At 71.2% G+C, this 18,068-nt stretch carries 14 protein-coding genes; 6 read left to right on the top strand and 8 right to left on the bottom strand.

The features are described from left to right. Nucleotides 1-111: 111 nt before the first annotated feature. The 3 genes from AB0L89_RS31320 to AB0L89_RS31330 all read right to left on the bottom strand — a co-directional run bounded on the left by AB0L89_RS31320 (nt 112) and on the right by AB0L89_RS31330 (nt 5,417). Nucleotides 112-1,113, bottom strand: coding sequence for a lytic polysaccharide monooxygenase (locus AB0L89_RS31320; RefSeq protein WP_365148407.1), 1,002 nt, complete (start codon nt 1,111-1,113; stop codon nt 112-114). Between the two features lie 801 nt (nt 1,114-1,914). Then, nucleotides 1,915-4,290 carry an NACHT domain-containing protein gene (locus tag AB0L89_RS31325; protein WP_365148410.1) on the bottom strand — a complete coding sequence of 792 codons (2,376 nt, stop codon included), beginning with the start codon at nt 4,288-4,290 and terminating at the stop codon, nt 1,915-1,917. Between the two features lie 440 nt (nt 4,291-4,730). Next, on the bottom strand, nt 4,731-5,417 hold the full coding sequence (locus tag AB0L89_RS31330) for a response regulator (protein WP_365148413.1): 687 nt from the start codon (nt 5,415-5,417) through the stop codon (nt 4,731-4,733). Between the two features lie 131 nt (nt 5,418-5,548). On the opposite strand from AB0L89_RS31330, the gene AB0L89_RS31335 reads away from it, so the two are divergent. From AB0L89_RS31335 to AB0L89_RS31350, 4 genes are read left to right on the top strand one after another with little or no spacing between them, the layout of a single operon-like run. Continuing rightward, nucleotides 5,549-6,532, top strand: coding sequence for a tripartite tricarboxylate transporter substrate binding protein (locus AB0L89_RS31335; RefSeq protein WP_365148820.1), 984 nt, complete (start codon nt 5,549-5,551; stop codon nt 6,530-6,532). Continuing rightward, on the top strand, nt 6,529-7,062 hold the full coding sequence (locus AB0L89_RS31340) for a tripartite tricarboxylate transporter TctB family protein (RefSeq protein ID WP_365148416.1): 534 nt from the start codon (nt 6,529-6,531) through the stop codon (nt 7,060-7,062). Before AB0L89_RS31335 ends, AB0L89_RS31340 begins: the two co-directional genes overlap by 4 nt. 1 nt (nt 7,063) lies before the next feature. Next, nucleotides 7,064-8,572 carry a tripartite tricarboxylate transporter permease gene (locus tag AB0L89_RS31345; protein WP_365148419.1) on the top strand — a complete coding sequence of 503 codons (1,509 nt, stop codon included), beginning with the start codon at nt 7,064-7,066 and terminating at the stop codon, nt 8,570-8,572. Then, nucleotides 8,569-9,045: a GNAT family N-acetyltransferase gene (locus AB0L89_RS31350; RefSeq protein ID WP_365148422.1), complete on the top strand. Its 477-nt coding sequence runs from the start codon at nt 8,569-8,571 to the stop codon at nt 9,043-9,045. Before AB0L89_RS31345 ends, AB0L89_RS31350 begins: the two co-directional genes overlap by 4 nt. A gap of 66 nt (nt 9,046-9,111) precedes the next feature. Here the strand turns inward: AB0L89_RS31350 and AB0L89_RS31355 are convergent, their stop codons facing one another. The 3 genes from AB0L89_RS31355 to AB0L89_RS31365 all read right to left on the bottom strand — a co-directional run bounded on the left by AB0L89_RS31355 (nt 9,112) and on the right by AB0L89_RS31365 (nt 10,772). Next, nucleotides 9,112-9,240 (bottom strand): hypothetical protein, encoded by a 129-nt coding sequence (locus AB0L89_RS31355; protein WP_365148425.1) that lies wholly within the window; start codon nt 9,238-9,240, stop codon nt 9,112-9,114. 124 nt (nt 9,241-9,364) lie between these two features. Then, nucleotides 9,365-9,862, bottom strand: a complete 498-nt coding sequence (locus AB0L89_RS31360) for a DUF402 domain-containing protein (protein WP_365148428.1) — start codon at nt 9,860-9,862, stop codon at nt 9,365-9,367. Then, nucleotides 9,843-10,772 (bottom strand): GNAT family N-acetyltransferase, encoded by a 930-nt coding sequence (locus tag AB0L89_RS31365; protein ID WP_365148430.1) that lies wholly within the window; start codon nt 10,770-10,772, stop codon nt 9,843-9,845. The genes AB0L89_RS31360 and AB0L89_RS31365 overlap by 20 nt, the downstream gene beginning before the upstream one ends. Nucleotides 10,773-10,870: 98 nt before the next feature. Here AB0L89_RS31365 and AB0L89_RS31370 point away from each other — a divergent pair, with 98 nt between their 5' ends. Continuing rightward, complete coding sequence (locus AB0L89_RS31370; protein ID WP_365148433.1) at nt 10,871-11,251, top strand: GntR family transcriptional regulator; 381 nt, start codon at nt 10,871-10,873, stop codon at nt 11,249-11,251. Nucleotides 11,252-11,318: 67 nt separating this feature from the next. On the opposite strand, the gene AB0L89_RS31375 is transcribed toward AB0L89_RS31370, so the two are convergent. Continuing rightward, the gene (locus AB0L89_RS31375; RefSeq protein ID WP_365148436.1) at nt 11,319-12,413 is read right to left on the bottom strand and encodes a DUF5925 domain-containing protein; all 1,095 of its coding nucleotides are present in this window, start codon (nt 12,411-12,413) and stop codon (nt 11,319-11,321) included. A gap of 138 nt (nt 12,414-12,551) precedes the next feature. On the opposite strand from AB0L89_RS31375, the gene AB0L89_RS31380 reads away from it, so the two are divergent. Further along, nucleotides 12,552-13,979 carry a xylan 1,4-beta-xylosidase gene (locus AB0L89_RS31380; RefSeq protein ID WP_365148439.1) on the top strand — a complete coding sequence of 476 codons (1,428 nt, stop codon included), beginning with the start codon at nt 12,552-12,554 and terminating at the stop codon, nt 13,977-13,979. Nucleotides 13,980-14,076: 97 nt separating this feature from the next. Here AB0L89_RS31380 and AB0L89_RS31385 read toward each other — a convergent pair whose 3' ends face one another. Then, nucleotides 14,077-18,048, bottom strand: coding sequence for a pentapeptide repeat-containing protein (locus tag AB0L89_RS31385; protein ID WP_365148823.1), 3,972 nt, complete (start codon nt 18,046-18,048; stop codon nt 14,077-14,079). Nucleotides 18,049-18,068 lie beyond the last annotated feature (20 nt).

The following is an 18,068-nucleotide window of genomic DNA, read 5'->3' on the forward strand; positions in this document are numbered from 1 at the left end:
CCACCCGCGACCCCCGAGATCTACACTCCCTCCCCAACCCTCTGTCCCTCCCCGCCGCTCTTCCGATCTTCCCTCCGGCCGGAGGGAAACGCGGCCCGCTCGACGTCTGCCTCAGCGGCCGTGGCGGCCGGCCGCGCGGCGGCGGGTCGTGGCGAACATCGCCGCGGCGCCCACGGCGAGAGCGGCGGCGCCGCCGATCGCGATGTACGGAGTGGTGCTGTCGCCACCGGTCTCGGCGAGGTTGTCGTTCGCGTCGCCGCCCGCGGCGGTGACCGGCTTCTCGGCGCCGCCGTTCACCTCGGGCCGGTTGCCGGCCGCGTCATCGGCGGGGGCGGCACCGGTGGCCTCGGCGCCCGTCCCGGCGTCGGAGTCGCCGTGTCCGTGGTGCTCGACGGTGGACTTGTCGGCGCCCGCCGCGATCTCCTTGTCGGAAGGGGCGGAGGCCGTCGGGGCGGGCGCGGCGCCCGAACCGCCGCTGTCCTTGCCGAAGACGACGTCGGAGCAGGTGTAGAAGGCCTCGGGGGAGTCCGAGCGCTGCCAGATCGAGTAGACGAGGTGGCGGCCCGACTTGGCGGGCAGCGTGCCGTCGAAGACGTAGTCGCCGTTCTCCATCTTCGGGTCGGTGACCTTGACGAAGGGCTTCTCCTCCAGGTCCGACCACTTCAGGGGCTTCGTCGGGTCGTACGAGTCCTTCGTGATGAACAGCTCGAAGGAGCCCTTGTGCGGGGCGGTGCCCTTGTAGCGGAACGTGTGCTTGCCCGCGGCGAGCTTCGTGGACGGCCAGTCGGCGCGCGGCAGGTCGAGTCCCCGGTACTTGTCGTTGCCCGCGCTGCACAGCTTGCCGTCGGGGATGATCTCCTTCGACTTGCCGGCGGCGTTGGCGATGTTCACGCCGTTCCAGTCGTAGAAGGCCTGGGCGCCGCTGGCGGCGACGGCGGCCTTGCAGGCGGCCGACTTCGGGGACTCCGGACCCTCCTGGAAGCAGGCGGAGACCCGGCTGACCGGGTCCGTCATCGAGCCGTGCGCGGCGGCGGGCGTGACCGACAGGGCGGTCAGGGCGAGCGGGGCCACACCGACGGCGGCGATCGCGGCGACCTTGCTGCGGCGAGTCATGGGGTTCTCCTCAAACGGCGGTTCAGGGGGACACGGGGCGATGGCGAACGAGCGGTGCGGCCCCCCGATCAGCAGCGGCACCGACGGTTCGTCACCGCCCCGGCGACCAGAAAGCTAGCCCCTGAAATCCGCGAAATCCCCTGCTGAGGGCGGCAGATGGCGATCTTTATGGTGCGGTTAAGGAAGGGCTAATCCGGGGCTGAGGCTGGGACCCTGTGAGCGCCGGTTCGACCAGTACGTGAGCTACGGGACGGTCCGGGGGAGTCCGTGGGGGTCCAGGACGGATCACCTTGTGTGGCTCCCTGTACGGCTCCCCTAGGGTGTCGGTCGGCCTCCCGTTCGCCTGTTCGCGAGAGAGACAGAGCTGACAAGCGCACACAACTCCGCAGGGGTCTTCGGCTCGCTGTACTCGCCCTGGCTGGCGAGCCGCAGTTGTCTTGTCGTAGGCCACTACTCGCCTAGCTGTTCCCGCCGACCGCCAACCGGTAGTACTCATCGACAATCGCTACAAATCGCTTCTTGCACTTGGAATGCGTAGCTGTCGCTATGCGCCCCCAACCTCGGTGAACCCTGGCCCAGCAGGCGCATAGTAGAGGGTCGTTGAGGCTCAGCATCAACAGTTCGCGATACGAGGCGCGGATGCTCCCGTCCTGGGAGATCTGAGTCTGACGGGACTGGTAGACCAGGACACCAGGACACCGGCGAGGGCGGCAGCGGAGATGATCAGCGATATCAAAGCCATGCGTTGACGTTCCCCGGACCGGACCCCCTCTTGGGAGGCCGCAGAATGAAGCTCGTTTCCTATGCGCTGGGGGGCCAGGGCTGCTGGGCCAGATGGCGTTGCAACTCGATGTGCCGGAACTGGTAGACGGTTCCGATCTGCCGCAGCACACCGCGGTGTTCGTGTGCGTCCTGGAGGAACGACATGAGGCGCCAGGGCAGTTTGTGCCCGACGGCCAAGTAGGCCCTCGATTCCACGAAGTCCACCCAAGCCGATCTGGAAATTCCGGCCAGCAGCCCGATAGCGACGGTGACTGCCAGTGGGATCATGATTTTCGGTTCACTCGCCTCCAGTTCGACGCTTTGGCTGATCATGGCGTAGAAGGACAAGGTGAGAAGGCCGGCTCCCCCGAAGATCAGACCGCCTATAGGTGCGGACATAAGACAGATGCGACGGTCCCGGGCCAGCAACGCAGCTGCTCCGACCCCGGTGGTCAGGTCGGAAGGTACCGATCTGAAGCCTCGTATGAGCGCGTGCACCAGCGCAGCCGGAATCCCCAGAACGAACCCAAACAAAACGGTTGCACCCAATAAAATTTCGGAGTCATTGGTGAATCCGCCGGCAGCCAAGCCACCGACGGCCAAGCCTAAGAGGGCCAGGACGGGCACCCACAGCAACCCGATCCGTATGGAGCCGGGATGCCAGCGGACCCGCGCCTTGGGCGTTGTGCCCGTACGTATCCATGCCACGAAGGTCATCGGTGTGAGGACAGTCCCTCCGACCGCCATCCCCACCAGGGCGGATACGCCCCAGTCCTGCACCTCGGTGCCTAGCACGAGGTACAGGAGATTAGCGAGAGTGGCGAACAGGATGCCGAAGGTGAGGCCGAAGGCGAGCGCGCGCAGTGCCAGGGCCGGACGTGTACCTGGGGTGCGTCGGGCCGCGGGCATCAGCAGGGAGACGAGAACAAGGGCGAGCGCATCCGTGAAATTCTCTCGCAGCGGTGGGCCGTCGGTGACGAGGAAAGCAGACAACACGATCCCGATTCCGCAGAGTGCGCTGTAAACGAGGCGTCTGGGGCGGCTGGAGAGAGCGTGGCGGAGTTCCCACCAGGCCAGGTCGGGGGTGCCGTCGCGGTGGTGTTCCAGGTGACGGGCGAGGAAGGTGAGCGTGCGCAGGGCCTGAGGTATCGCCCAGGGCGACGGATTGGGGTGGCGGGGGCTGTAGACAGCGGGAATGTAGGCATGGAGCAGATGTGTGTCCAGGGCGGTGCGGTCGGGATAGGCGGTGGTGTCGCAGAGTTCGTCTGGGTGCGGGTGGGGTCCGGCCGTGGCCTGGGGGCGCGGGTTGTAGATGGTGCGTGCCAGGAACAGCCCGAAGGGGGTACTGAGCGCTTGCCCGACAGGGGTGTCGGTGCCGAGCTGGGTGATCACCTGATTCCAGCGGTCGGCAGCGGGGGCATGAGGGCCGCCCGCGTCGCGGCGTAGGTACTCGGCGGCGTCCTCGGGTGCGAGCGGGAGCAGCTGGATGCCGGCGGCGCCGTTGAGCCGGACCGTAGCGTCGGGCCTGGTCAAGGCTGTGTGGTAAGGAACAGCGCGGCTGGAGAGGACCAGGGGCTGCCGGGCGGGCATGTTCCGGTTGAGGGCGTCCAGTGCCACGGCGTGCAGGGCGGGGGGCAGTTCGTCGAAGCCGTCGAGCAGCGGGACGACGAGTCCGCTTGCGAGCAGGGCTTGTGCACGGTCGGCCGGTCGCGCGCCGTCTGGGGCAGTGCCGGCGGGCGCCGGGATACGCAGGTCGGGGTAGCTGCGCCGCAACTGCTCGGCCAGCCAGAATTCGATCGAATCGGCGGCGGGGTCCCAGGAGGCGAGGGAGAACAGGACCGGTACCGGTCCGCCGTCCTGTCGGCGCTCGATCAGGTCCTGGAGCAGGCGGATGAGTAGAACCGTCTTGCCGGAGCCGGGCGCACCGAGCACGACCAGCCGACGAGTGGGCACACGGTGGGCGAAGACCTCGTGGATCTGCGCGTCCCGCCCAGCAAGCCCGGCTTCGTCCGCGGGCCACTGCGCGGGATCGCCCGGCGGGCCACCGGGCCAGCTGTCGGCCAGGCCGGTCAGCCGGTCCCAGGGCTCGGTCAGGGCCGCGTCGGCCGTACGCCAGGCGACGGGCAGCGGATACGGATCGTTCAAGCGCCGGGTCTCGATCTCCTCGGCCCACTGCCGTTTCACCGCCCACGCGAGCTGGTCGGCGATGACACCCAGTCCCACCTCGGCATCCCGCCCCGTCCGGGCCAAGGCCGTCAGCGCAAGTGCCGCCAGACCACTCACCGCGCCGACCACACTGGCCTTTGGATCCGCTTCCCCCCACCCGTCAACGATGCCGCTGACGATCAGCCACGCCGCGGCTGCCGCGCACGCGCACCACGACGCCCCACGTAACCAACGTCCCCTGTATCCCATGGCACATCAGTCTGTCGTGACCCACGTGCGCCACGAGGCGGGCTGATCAGATTGGCTCGATCCAGCCGCCATGCTGGTTACCCACGAGGTCAGCGGAAATGGGCGAACTGCAAGGCCGTCGCTGCGACGAGTTCTCTTCGCGCCGCGGCGACCTGACCACCGTCACCGGAAGGCTTCGACCGACCGCCAGTCGACGGCGGCGTGGCCGCGAGCTCCGCAAAGCGACTCGGTCACAGGTGTGCTCAATGAATCTGAGGAGGCTTCCCCGAACGAGGCGCTCAGCTGTGTACGGACAAACACGCCGCTCCGCCACTGCACCCGGCGCCAATTCCGCACCGTGAACATGACGTTGGACGAAGGAGTAAACGGGAGGTGAGCCGGATCGGCGTCACCTAATCGGGCAGCGAGCGTGTCGCCCCACCCCCCTCACCCCACCCCCCTCACCCCACCCACCGGTACCGCCTCTCCGGCCGTCCCGTCCCCCCGTACCGGAGCGTCACCTCGGCGCGTCTGGTCTCCACGAAGAACTCCAGATAGCGGCGGGCGCTCACGCGGGAGAGGGAGCCCGCCTCCGCGCACTCCGAGGCGGACAGGCCGCCCGGGTGGTCGCGGAGGGTCTGCTCGACCAGTTCCGCCGTGTGCGCCGCGAGGCCCTTCGGAAGTCCTCGGGAGCCCGGCGGGCGGGTGCCGAAGATCTGGTCGACGTCCTCCTGGCGGGCCTCGTCGAGGCCGTCGAGACGGGCCCGCAGGGCCGCCACATGCCTCAACTGCTCCCGCAGGGCCGCCTGGTTGAAGGGTTTGATCAGGTAGTGCAGGGCGCCCGCCCGCAGCGCCGCCCGGACGATCTCCGCGTCCCGCGCCGCCGTGATGAACAGGGCGTCCACCGGCTGCCGCGCCGGATCCCGCTCCTCCGCGGCCCGCAGCTCGCGCAGCACCGCGATGCCGTCCATGTCGGGCAGATACACGTCCAGGAGGAGCAGATCGGGGCGCAGGCGCTCCGCCGCGGCGACCGCGTCGGCGCCGCTGTGCGCGACGCCCACCACGGTGAATCCGTCCACCGCGGCGACGTACCGACTGTGCAGCTTGGCGACCATGAAGTCGTCGTCCACGACCAGCACCCTTGTCATCGCCGCAGGCTATGGGCGCGACCACAACGACCACAACGTCCGTTGGTTCCGGAAGAGAGACAGGTTGTTAACGCGCGGGCAACATGTGGGCCACCTCACACCCGACTACGTACCGACAGGTGGTGGCACACGTGCGCCTGCGCACACCCCTCGCCCTGCTCGGGGCCGCCCTGCTCGTGCTCGTGGCGCCGCCGCTGCTCACCACGGGCAGCGGCGCCGAGACCGGCACCCAGATCCCCGGCCTGCGCCTCATGGTCCCCAACACGCCCGGCGGCGGCTACGACATCACCGCCCGCACCGCCGCCAAGAACGCCGAGGACGCCGGACTCACCCACAACATCGAGGTGTTCAACCTGCCCGGCGCGGGCGGCACCGTCGGCCTCACCCGGCTCGTCGGCGAGCACGGCAACGGCAAGCTCGCCATGTCCATGGGCCTCGGCGTCGTCGGCGCCGCCCGCTCCAACCACTCCCCGAAGACCCTCGCGGACACGACCCCCATCGCCCGGCTCACCGAGGAGCAGGACGTCGTCGTGGTCGCCAAGAACTCCCCGTACAAGACCATCGGGCAACTCGTCGACGCCTGGAAGAAGAACCCGGGCAAGCTGCCGGTCGGCGGCGGCTCGTCGCCCGGCGGGCCCGACCACCTCGCGCCGATGCTGATGGCACGCGCCGCCGGGATCGCCCCGAAGGACGTCAACTACGTGCCCTTCGACGGCGGCGGCGAACTCCTCGCCTCGATCCTCGGCAGCAAGGTCGCCTTCGGCGTCTCCGGAGTCGGCGAGTACCTCGACCAGATCAAGTCGGGCGAGCTCAGGCTGCTCGCCGTCACCGGCCCGAAGCGGGTGCCCGGCCTGGACGGACCCACCCTCAAGGAGTCCGGCTACGACGTGAACTTCACCAACTGGCGCGGCATCGTCGCCCCGCCGGGACTCAGCGACGCCGAGCGCGACAAGCTCACCGGCCTGGTCAAGAAGCTGCACGCCTCGCCCGAGTGGCGGAAGTCCCTCAAGACCAACGGCTGGGACGACGCCTTCCTCACCGGCGACGAGTTCGGCGACTTCCTCGCCGCCCAGGACCGGCGCGTCGTGTCCGTACTCAAGGAGCTGGGGCTGTGACCACCACCGACCTGCCGGACCAGGAGGCTCCCGAGCGCCGCTCCTGGCTGCGCGAACACTCCGAACTCGGCGTCTGCGTCCTGCTCCTCGCGCTCGGCGTCCTCGTCCTCACCGACGCCCTCACCATGGACGTGGAGATCGCCCAGCGCGGCCCCATCGGCCCCAAGACCGTGCCCGTGGCCGTCGGCATCGGGCTGCTGGTCGTCTCCCTCCTGCTCGCCGTCGACGTCCTGCGCGGCGGCCGGGGCGAGGCCGAGGGCGGCGAGGACGTCGACCTGTCCGAACCCGCCGACTGGCGCACGGTGCTGCTGCTCGCCGGCGTCTTCCTCGCCACCGCCGTCCTCATCGAACCGCTCGGCTTCCCGATCGCCGGGGCGCTGCTCTTCTGGGGCTCCGCCTACGCGCTCGGCAGCCGCCACCTCGACCGCGACCCGCTCATCGCCGCCGTGCTCTCCGTCGTCACGTACGAGGTCTTCAACAACCTGCTCGGCGTGCCCCTGCCGGGCGGCCCCCTGATGGGAGTGCTGTGACATGGATGCCTTCTCCTCCCTCATGGACGGCTTCGGCACGGCCCTGACCCCGATCAACCTGCTGTGGGCCGCGGTCGGCGTGCTGCTCGGCACCGCGATCGGCGTGCTGCCCGGCATCGGCCCCGCCATGGCGGTCGCCCTGCTGCTCCCGGTGACCTACGGACTCGAACCGACCGGCGCCTTCATCATGTTCGCGGGCATCTACTACGGCGCGATGTTCGGCGGCTCGACCACCTCGATCCTGCTCAACACACCGGGCGAGAGCGCCGCCGTCGTCGCCGCGATGGAAGGCCACCCGATGGCCAAGGCGGGTCGCGGCGCGCAGGCCCTCGCGGCCGCCGCCATCGGCCACTTCGCGGGCGGCATGATCGGCACGCTCCTCCTGGTCGCGCTCGCGCCGACCGTCGCCGACCTCGCCGTCGACATCGGCGCGCCCGACTACTTCGCCATCATGGTCCTCGCGTTCATCGCGGTCACCTCGGTGCTCGGCTCCTCCCGCATCCGCGGCCTCGCCTCGCTCCTGATCGGCCTCACCCTCGGCCTGGTCGGCCTGGACCAGATGACCGGCCAGCAGCGCCTGACCTTCGGCTCGCTCCAACTCGCCGACGGCATCGACGTGGTGATCGTCGCGGTGGGCCTCTTCGCGATCGGCGAGGCCCTGTGGGTCGCCGCGCACCTGCGCCGCACCAGCGGCCGGGCCATCCCCGTCGGCCGCCCCTGGCTCGGCAGGCAGGACGTGCGCCGCACCTGGAAGTCCTGGCTGCGCGGACCGTTCATCGGCTTCCCGTTCGGCGCGATCCCGGCCGGCGGCGCGGAGATCCCGACGTTCCTCTCGTACGTCACCGAGAAGCGGCTGTCCAAGCACAAGGACGAGTGGGGCAAGGGCGCCATCGAGGGCGTCGCGGGGCCCGAGTCGGCGTCGTCCGCGTCGGCGGCGGGCACCCTCGTCTCCATGCTCACCCTCGGCCTGCCCACGACCGCCGTCGCCGCCGTGATGCTCGCCGCCTTCCAGCAGTACGGCATCCAGCCGGGACCGCTGCTCTTCGAACGCGAACCGGACCTCGTCTGGGGCCTGATCGCGTCCCTGTTCGTGGGCATGGTCCTGCTCCTGGCCCTGAACCTGCCCCTGGCCCCGCTCTGGGCGAAGCTCCTGCGCATCCCGCGGCCCTACCTCTACGCGGGCATCCTGTTCTTCGCCGCGGTCGGCGCGTACGCGGTCGGCGGCGAACCGCTCGACCTCGTCATCCTGCTCGTCATCGGCCTGATCGGCTTCGGCATGCGGCGCTACGGACTGCCGATCCTGCCCGCCGTCATCGGCGTCATCCTCGGCCCCAACGCCGAGCAGCAGCTGCGCCGTGCCCTGCAGATCAGCGACGGCAGCGTCGGCGGACTCGTCGACACGCCGTTCTCCGTGACGGTCTATGTCCTCATCGTCCTGATCGTGGCGTGGCCGTTGGTGAAGAAGGCAGTGGTGCGGGCCCGCCGACGTGGCGTAGACGTGGAGGCATGACCGCATCTCCCGAAGTCCCCACGGACATCCGCCCCGCCACCGCCGCCGACGTCCCCGCCGTACGGGCGGTGACCGACGCGGCCTACCGGCACTACATCGACCGCATCGGCGTGGTGCCCGCCCCCATGGAGGCGGACCACGCCGCCGACGTGGCGGCGGGGCGGGTGTACGTCACCGGGGACCCGGTGGTCGGACTCCTGGTCCTCGTCCCGCGTCCGTACGAGGGCCGACTCCTCCTGGAGTCGATCGCGGTCCACCCCGATGCCGCGGGGCAGGGGGTGGGCCGTCGGCTGCTCTCCTTCGTGGACGCACACGCGCGTGCGCTCGGCTTCATCGAAGTCACGCTCTACACCAACGCGTTGATGTGGGAGAACCAGAAGATCTATCCCCGCTACGGATACGAGCTGGTGGAACGCCGGGTGGACGGCCCCTACGACCGGCTGCACTACCGCAAGCGGCTCCTGGACCACTGACGGAGGACCCGGCCGCCGGACCACCACGTCCACCGGCGCGAGGCCCCGCGTCCACCGGGGCAGGGCTCAGTCGTCGGGCCACCAGGTCCGCCGGATGTCCCTGCGGACCTCGGTCCTTTCGCGTGGCGTGGCCTCGGCCTCCTGGCGTTCCCGCGCCCGGCGGCGGACGGGCTTGTGCATGGTCACTCGGCGCATGTCTGCCTCCCTGTCCTACCGATGTCCACTGGAGCGACGCCGTAGACCTCCGCGGACCGCCTTTCTGATGAAGGCCCGCTGCCGGAGGGGGAAATGTCGGTCCGGAGGGAGGGCGGCGCGGGCGTCAGATCCCCCCGAGCCCCCCGCCGCGCGCCAACGCCTCCAGTTCGTCCAGGGCGCGGGTGGCCCGGGCCGCCGCGTGCGGGTCCGTCGATGGCAGGCCGCTGGCCGCGAACTCGTCCTCGTCCAGGCGCAGGACGGTCGTGCCGTCCGCCGAGCACCACAGGTCGAGGTCCAGGTCCACCACCGTCAGGGACTCGCCGTCGCGGACCGCCGGGCGGGTCACGTCGCAGTACCAGCCCTTGAGGGTGCCGTCGGCGGCGTACACCTCCTTGACCGCGTACCAGCGGTCGCGCCAGTAGTGCTCGGTGAAGACGTCGCCCGGCTCGAAGCGGACGAAGCCGAAGTCGCGGACGCCGGGGGCCGCCCAGGGGGCGCGGACGGTGACCTTCGTGCCGTCGTCGGCCACCAGCCGTGCCGGATAGCGGATCTTCGTCCGGCCCGCCTTGGTGAGGACGATCTCCAGGGTCGGGGCCGTGGCGTCAGCCGAGTTCGCGGACATGGCGCACCTCCGTCGCGCAGATCTCGTAACCGAACCACTTGTTGATCGCCAGCATCGGCGCGTTGCCCGTGTCGTTGCCGGTGAACGCCTCCGTGCAGCCGGCCGCGCGGGCCCGGTGCAGGGAGTCGTTCTTGGCGAGCTTGGCGAGACCCCGGCCGCGGAACTCCCGGCCGGTGCCGGTCATGCCCGAGGCGTAGCGGCCCTCGCCGTCCGTGCGGGCCAGGCTGAAGGCGGCGGGGCGGCCGTCCACCAGGGCCACGGTGGTGAGTTCCTGGTTCACCAGCGGGTGCTGCCAGGTCTCGGAGATCCAGTGCTCGTAGTCCGTGAACTCGGCGCCCACGTCGCTCGGCTCGTCCGCGACCGTCTCCGCGTCCAGGGCGAAGAGCGGGCGGGCGTCCTCGGCGTACACCGAACCGCTCACCAGCTCCACGCCGGACGGCGGCTCCTGGAGCGGCGGCAGCGCGCCCGCGGCGAGGTCGAGGCGGAGGAAGTGCGCGGAACGGCTCGGGCGGTAGCCGCGCCGGGCGGCGAAGGCGAGGTTCGCGGGCTCGTCGAGCACCCACGAGTAGACGGTGTCGACGCCCTCTCCCGCGAGGTACTCCTCGGCCGTGCGCAGGATCAGCGAGCCGGCGCCGGTGTCGCGCCGCTCCGGATGCACGTACACGTTGGCGAAGCCCTGGCCCGGCTGCGGGCTGTCGTGGGCGACGCCGACCTGGGCGGTGCCGACGATCACGCCGTCCGTCTCGGCGACCAACTGCACGTACCGCGCGTCCGGATGGGCGTGGGCCCGGTCGAAGGCGACCGAGGCCGCGGTGGCGAGCATGGCGGGTACACAGACGCGGCGGACGGCGGCGAAGCCCTCGGCATCCGCCGGGACGGCGGGATCCAAGGTACGGACGATCAATGTCATGGGGCCGCACGCTACGCGCGGGGCGCGCGCGGGCGCCTCCCATTTTCCGAGGGGAGTGTTCCGCTTCCGGGCGGGCCCGGGTGCGGGACAATCGCCTCGTGACTTTGAAGATCGACATCGATGGGGGCGCGGGCGACGCGCCGTACGAGCAGGTGCGGGCCCAGATCGCCGGGCAGGCGCGGTCGGGGGCGCTGCCGGTCGGCTACAAGCTGCCGACGGTGCGGGGGCTCGCGGAGTCGCTGGGGCTCGCGGCGAACACGGTGGCCAAGGCCTACCGGGCGCTGGAGGCCGACGGGGTCATCGAGACCCGGGGGCGCAACGGCACGTTCGTCGCCGCGGCGGGGGAGGGCGCGGCCCGGGAGGCGTCCGCGGCGGCACAGGCCTTCGCCGAGCGGGCCCGGCGGCTCGGGCTCTCCGAGGAGGACGCGCTGGCCGCCGTGCGGGACGCCCTGCGGGCGGCCTACGGGACCTCCGGCTAGGCCCTCCGATCACCTCGCCCGGCACCGTGGCCACGGGCGGGAGAGGGACGTCCGCCCACGGCGGGGCTCACAGGTACAGGCCCGCGTCCGCGCCCTCCCGCTGGTCCGGCAGGGACGTCGGGGTCGTGCCCCGGCGCAGCGCGAACAGCTCCGCGAGGGTCGCGCCCTCGCGGCCCACCCCCTCGTCCGTGCCGAGCCACTCCACCGCCTCGGGGCGGGTCAGCGCGCCGACCTCGATGCGGGCCAGGCAGCGGCCGGGCCGCACGACCGCCGGGTGCAGGCGCTCCAGGTCCTCGTTCGTCGTGACGCCGACCAGGACGTTGCGCCCCTGGCCGAGCAGGCCGTCCGTGAGGTTGAGCAGACGCGAGAGCGCCTGACCCGCCGTGTGCTTCGCCTCGCCGCGGATCAGCTCGTCGCAGTCCTCCAGGAGCAGCAGCCGCCAGCGGCCCTTCGCCGTGCCGTCGTCCTCGCCGATCGCGATGTCCATCAGATAGCCGACGTCGCTGAACAGCCGCTCCGGGTCCAGGACGCAGTCCACCTGGCACCAGTCCCGCCACGAGCGCGCGAGCGTGCGCAGCGCCGACGTCTTGCCCGTGCCCGGCGGGCCGTGCAGCAGGAGCAGCCGCCCCGAGATGTCCTCCGGCGTCGTCTTCATCAGCTTGTCCATGGCGTCGGCCACCGGCGCCGTGTAGTTGGGCCGGACCTCCTCCCAGGTGCCGGCCGAGATCTGCCGGGTGGTGCGGTGCGGGCCGCGGCGCGGGGAGACGTACCAGAACCCCATCGTCACGTTCTCCGGCTGGGGTTCGGGCTCGTCCTGGGCGCCGTCCGTGGCCTGCTTCAGGACCTTCTCGGCCAGCTCGGCGGTGGTCGCGGTCACCGTGACGTCCGCGCCGCGGTTCCAGCGGGAGATCAGCAGCGTCCAGCCCTCGCCATCGGCGAGCGTCGCGCTGCGGTCGTCGTCGCGCGCCGCGCGCAGGACCGTCGCCCCGGGCGGCAGCAGGGTGGAACCGGACTTGACCCGGTCGATGTTCGCGCTGTGCGAGAAGGGCTGCTCGCCCGTCGCGAAGCGGCCGAGGAACAGCGCGTCCACGACATCCGACGGGGAGTCGCTGTCGTCGACGTTCAGCCGGATCGGCAGGGCGTCGTGAGGGTTCGCAGACATGCCGACATGATCCGGCACGCACGCGTCCTCGTGCATCCGGTTTCCGCGGTGCGTCCCTTGTGTCCCCGCACGACCCGTTACAGACCTGTCGTACGGAACCTGTCCTACCGCCAACCGCCGCCGATACTCTTGCCCCTGATGGGACGTCATGGGTGGAATACACGGGCTTGGCGGTGGCGTCTCACCGCCCTGCTCGGCGTCGGCGCGGCCGCGGTGGCCCTCGCGGTCACCCTGCTCGGCACGCTGCCCGGGGGCGGGGGAAGCACCGCGGGCACCACCCCCGACGGCGACAAGGTGCACGGCACCCCCGCCGTCCCGCCCGGCGACGCCAGGCCCCAGGTGGGCTGGGGCTTCACCCACACCCAGTACAGCGCGGACGAGGGCGAGGCCCCTGCCACGGAGCGCGTCGAGTCCCAGCTCGCCGACCAGGGGCGGCCGGTCCCGCAGATCCAGCACGTCATGGGCTGGGGCGCCGGCAACCCGGAGCCGGTCCCGGGCCGCTACGACTTCTCCAACATGGACCGCCGCATGGACTTCATCCGGGCGAGCGAGGGCACCCCGGTCGTCACCCTGTGCTGCGCCCCGGACTGGATGAAGGGCGGCGAGCCCGGCTCGGACCACACCGACTGGAGCCAGCAGTCCCTGGAGACCGCGCCCGACCGCGCGCACTACAAGGACTACGCGAAGCTCGCCGCGACGGTGGCCAGGCGCTATCCCGACGTACGCCACTTCATCGTGTGGAACGAGTTCAAGGGCTTCTGGAACACCGGCAAGGGCCGCTGGGACTACGAGGGGTATACGGAGCTCTACAACCTCGTCTACAAGGAGCTCAAGAAGGTCGACAAGGACATCATGGTCGGCGGCCCCTACCTGGTGATGGACAGCGTCGACCCGCGCCGGACCGAGGGCGTGTCGAAGGACGTGAAGGGGCCCTGGGGCCGCATGGACCAGCGGGTCCTCGACGCCTTCGACTACTGGAACAAGCACAAGGCGGGCGCGGACTTCGTCGTCGTCGACGGCTCCAGCTACACCGTCGACGACGAGATGCTCCCCGACGAGTTCAAGGCCACCGACAAGTTCACGGCCGTCGGCAAGTGGGTGCGCGAGCGGACCGGCGATCTGCCGCTGTGGTGGGCCGAGTACTACGTGGAGCCGGGCGACAGCCAGGACAACCGCGACGACTGGTCCGAGGCGCACCGCGTCGCCGTCCAGGCCTCCGGCCTGATGGCGATGGTCCGCGGCGGCGCCACCAGTGGCTTCTACTGGAACCCGCAGAAGAAGAAGGGCGCCGAGTGCGCGGGCTGTCTGTGGACCTCCACGCAGCAGGGCGACGGCGGCGCCGCGCTGCCGATGCTGGACCTCGTCGAGCGGTTCGGCACGGAGTTCGGTCCCGGCACGACGTACGAGAAGGTGCAGATCGCCGCCGACGACCGGCCGAACGTACGCGTCCTCGCCGACGACGACGCGGTCCTCGTGGTGAACACCCTCGACCGGCCGATCAGCGCGAAGGTCGACGGGCGGCGGTTCGACATGAAGGGCTATGAGGTGAAGTGGCTCAAGCGGTAGCCCGCTTCACCCCGTCCCGAACCCGGCGCGCCCCCTTCGCACGCCACCGTCCCGCACGCCACCGTCCCGCACGCCACCGTCCCTGACACCACGTCCCTCACGCCATCGTCGCGAACCGCTGGATCAGCGAGGCGAGCAGCACCGCGAGCAGCGGCAGCGAGAACCAGAAGCTGCTCTGCAGCCACCGCTGCTGCCGTACGCTCGGCGCCGCCGCGACCCGCACCACCTCGCGCGCCGCGAGCAGCAGGATCACCGCGATCGCGGCGAGCCCGCCCACCACCGACCACGGCGTCCACGTCACCTTCGGGCCGGCCGGCCCCGGATCGGCCGCGGGGGCCCTGCCGTCCGGCTTCTCGCGCAGGGTGTAGATCGTCGCGTCGTCGTTGGTGAAGACCTTCTTGAGGTCCTGGCGGTTGTCGAGGTTGTGGATGAGCCGCGGCTCCCACGTCCTCGAATAGCCCGCGTCCAGCTGGAGATACGTGGTCTGGCTGCGGTTGATCATCAGATACGACTGGGGGCCCGCGTCCTTGAGCGCCTTGACCAGGCCCGACACCAGGACCGGGTCGGCGGGCGCGAGGGTGGGGACGTACTCCACCTTCTCCATGTCACGGGTGCCCCACGGCATCGCGGGCGTCACGTTGTTCACCGTGTCATTGCTCATCCACAGCAGCCGCACCGTCGGGTCGTCGTGCGCGTACACGTACTCCATGGCCGTGACCTCGCCCGGACGGATCTGCTCGAAGGACTCGTTGCCCCAGCGGGCCACCAGGAAGCCGCCCATCAGGACGAGCCCGGCCATCATCGCGGCCAGCGGCGCGAGGCTCACCCGGTCGCGGTCCCGCTCCTCCGGGGTGATGCCCGCGCGCGGGAACAGCGCGAGACCGGCGAGCAGCGCTGCGCCCGGCAGCGCGAACATGAAGACGCGCAGGGCCATCTCGCCGCCGTACGACTGCATGGCGAAGCCCATGAACGGGATGAAGGTCAGTACCAGGAGCGAGCGCTCGCTGTACTTGTAGAAGCGGCGCCGCCACCAGCCCCAGCAGGCGAACGCCAGGACGGCGCCCGCCATCGCCACCCGCACGTACAGCACCAGCTTGTGCGTCGAACTGCCGCCCTCGATGCGCCCGGAGACCGACGAGGACACATTGCCGCCCACGCCGCCGACCCCGCCGAACAGCTCGTCGAAGTGCCCCGACCAGTACGGCTCGGCGAGGAAGCCCAGCCACACGACGACGAGCACCCCGAAGAGGATCGGCAGCCCGCGCAGCTCGGAGCGGCCCACCAGGACGAGCACCGTGAGCACGCCCAGCATCACGAACGGCGTCAGCTGGTGGGCGGGGACCGTCGCCGCGAAGAGGCCGATCAGGACCAGGAGCAGCACCGCGCGCTCGCGGCGCCCGGCCGGCTCGACCTCGGTCTCGCCGGGCCGCCGCTTGGCCCACAGCATGCGCGGGGCCCGGAACCACACCATGAGGATCGCGACGAAGGCGATGTAGAGCAGGAAGGTGAAGCCCTGCGGGGAGAAGTAGTCCTGGCCGACCCAGCCGCTGAGCACGAAGATCCACAGGCCCGCCCACTTGGCGCGCCAGGACGCCCGCACCGAGCGCACGAGCAGGAGCATCGGCGCCAGATAGAGCACCTGCATGGCCGTCGGCCACCAGCGGATCACCTCGGTCATGTCCGAGACGCCGCACGCCTTGGCGACGAAGGTGGCCGCGGCGAAGAACCCGGGCCAGCTCCAGCGCGCGTCCAGATCGGGCACGGCGGTGCCCGTCCGGTCGATGTACTCCATGAAGCCCAGGTGCTGCCAGGCCGTGGCGAACCGCGGTTCGGCCTCGATGACGGCGGGCAGCGCGTGCAGCGACACCACGGTGGCGAGCAGCGTCACCAGGAGAAGGCCCTTGAGCGGCCGGTCCATCCAGAGCAGCGTGGCGAACACGACCGCGAGGAGGGCGGCGCCGGCCAGGGTCGGCAGCGGCAGGACGGAGATCAGCCCGAGGCCGCCCATGTCGTCCAGGTCCCGCTCGCCGAGACCGAGGGCGGGCAGCCAGTACAGGCCGAGCGCGGCGGCGAGCAGCAGCGCCATGACGAGGACGCGGCGCCAGGGTGCGCGGGGGGCGGCGGCGGGCTCCTCGTCCAGCGGTCCTTCGGGCAGGTCCTCGCCCTCGTCCGGGCCCTTCCCGGGGAGGCCTCTCTCCGGCAGGTCCATCTCCGGCAGGTCCGTGCCGCGCAGATCCGTGCCGGACAGCTCCGTGCCGGACAGGTCCAGTCCTGGCAGGTCGCTCCCCGGCAGGCACGTCCCGGCCGCGGACGCCTCCTCCGTACGGGGCGGCTCCTCGGGCATCGGGGGAGCGCCCGGCGCCACGGGCGGCGCGGCGGCTGCCGACGCGGGCTCGGAGACGTCCCGCCCCGGCTCGGCCACCGGAGCGGCGGACACGGACGAGGAGGGCCCGGGGGCAGGCGATCTGAGCGCCCAGGTCGGCCGGTGGTCCATGTCGTCCCCCTCGCTCTGCGCCGCGGGTGTCCCGGCGGCGGGCGTGCCAGGGCCCGGCCGCACGTCCGGCCTGCGCTCCTGGTGTTCGAAGTCGAGCTGCACCGCGAGGTGGAGGGTGTCCGAGTCGAGCGACTCCCGCAGTGCCCACGCGGGCCCGTGACGCTCCTTGCGCCTGCCCTCGGCGGCGTCCCCCTCGGCGCCCTCGGCCGACGCGCCGGAGGTCTTGGCCCGCACCTGCTCCGCGGGCGCGTCCGGCGTCCCCAGGTCGGCCAGGTCCCCGTCCGGCGCCGCCCCGTCGGCCGTCCGGACCGGCGCCGCCGTCCGCGTCACGCGGTACAGCTTCGGCGCCGCGATCGCCACGATCACCGCCAGGCTGGAGATCTCCGCGACGCCCGCGCCCGTCAGCCCCATGCGCGGCAGCAGGATCAGCGTCAGACCGAGGACCAGGACGCAGAGCAGGCCCTGCAGCCAGGCGATCCCCGAGGTCTTGCTCTGGGCGCGCTGCACCGCGAAGTAGGTCTCCATGACGACCCGCAGCAGCGCCCCGACGGCGAACCAGCGCAGCAGCGGAGTGGCCGCGTCCGCGTACCCCTGCCCGAACAGGCGCAGGACGAACGGCGCGGCGACGAAGAGGATCCCGCACACCGGCAGCATGATCATCGCCATTCGGCGCAGCGCCGAGCGGGTGTTGGCGGCGAGCAGCGCCGGGTCGTGCGCCCCCTCGACGGTGAGCGAGGCCCCCATGTTGATGGCGAGGAGGTTGACCGTGCCGCCTATGGTCGTCGTGATGTAGAAGTACGCGTTGTCGACCGAGCTGACCTGCGAGGCGACGATCACCGGGACGAGATAGACCACGGCGAGCGAGAAGAGCGAGCCGGTGTAGTCGCCGGCCAGGAAGCGGCCGATCTCGCGCAGCGACGGCGGATGCGCCTTGCCGGCGGTGGCGCGCACATGGCGCGGCACGAGCCGCCGGAAGACCAGCCAGCCGAGCGGGATCACCGACACCGCGATCGAGGCGACCCAGGAGACGAAGACACCGGCGGTGGGGATCGCCGCGGCGATCGCGATGAGCAGCCCGAGCTTGGCCACCGAGAAGACGGTGTTGCCGACGGGCACCCACAGCGCGTTGCGCAGCCCGGTCAGGACGCCGTCCTGAAGGGTCAGCACCGACCAGGCGACGACGGCCAGGACGAAGCCGATGCCGTGCACGGGGCCGTGCAGGAAGCGGTACGAGGGTCCCCACAGGTCCAGGGTGAACAGGAAGACCAGCGCGGCGAGCGCCACGGCCACCGAACTTCCCGCGTACGTACGGAAGATGAGCTTGCCGGTGGCGCGCCCCGCGATCGGTATGAACCGCGCGAGGGCCCCCGTCAGCGTCACCGCGGTGAGCCCCGCGAGGAGTTTCATCGCCGCGATCGCCGCCGAGCCCTGGCCGACCGCCGACTCCGAGTAGTACCGGGCGGCGGCCAGCCAGAAGCCGACGCCGAGCACGCCGGAGATGCCCGTGTTGAGCATCAGGGCATAGGCGTTGCGGAACAGCGGGCTGCCGCCGTCGCCCCGGCCCGGCAGGCGCATTCTGCGGGGCCTGCCGGACT

Source organism: Streptomyces sp. NPDC052114 (assembly GCF_040680155.1).
In the GTDB taxonomy this organism is placed as follows: domain Bacteria; phylum Actinomycetota; class Actinomycetes; order Streptomycetales; family Streptomycetaceae; genus Streptomyces.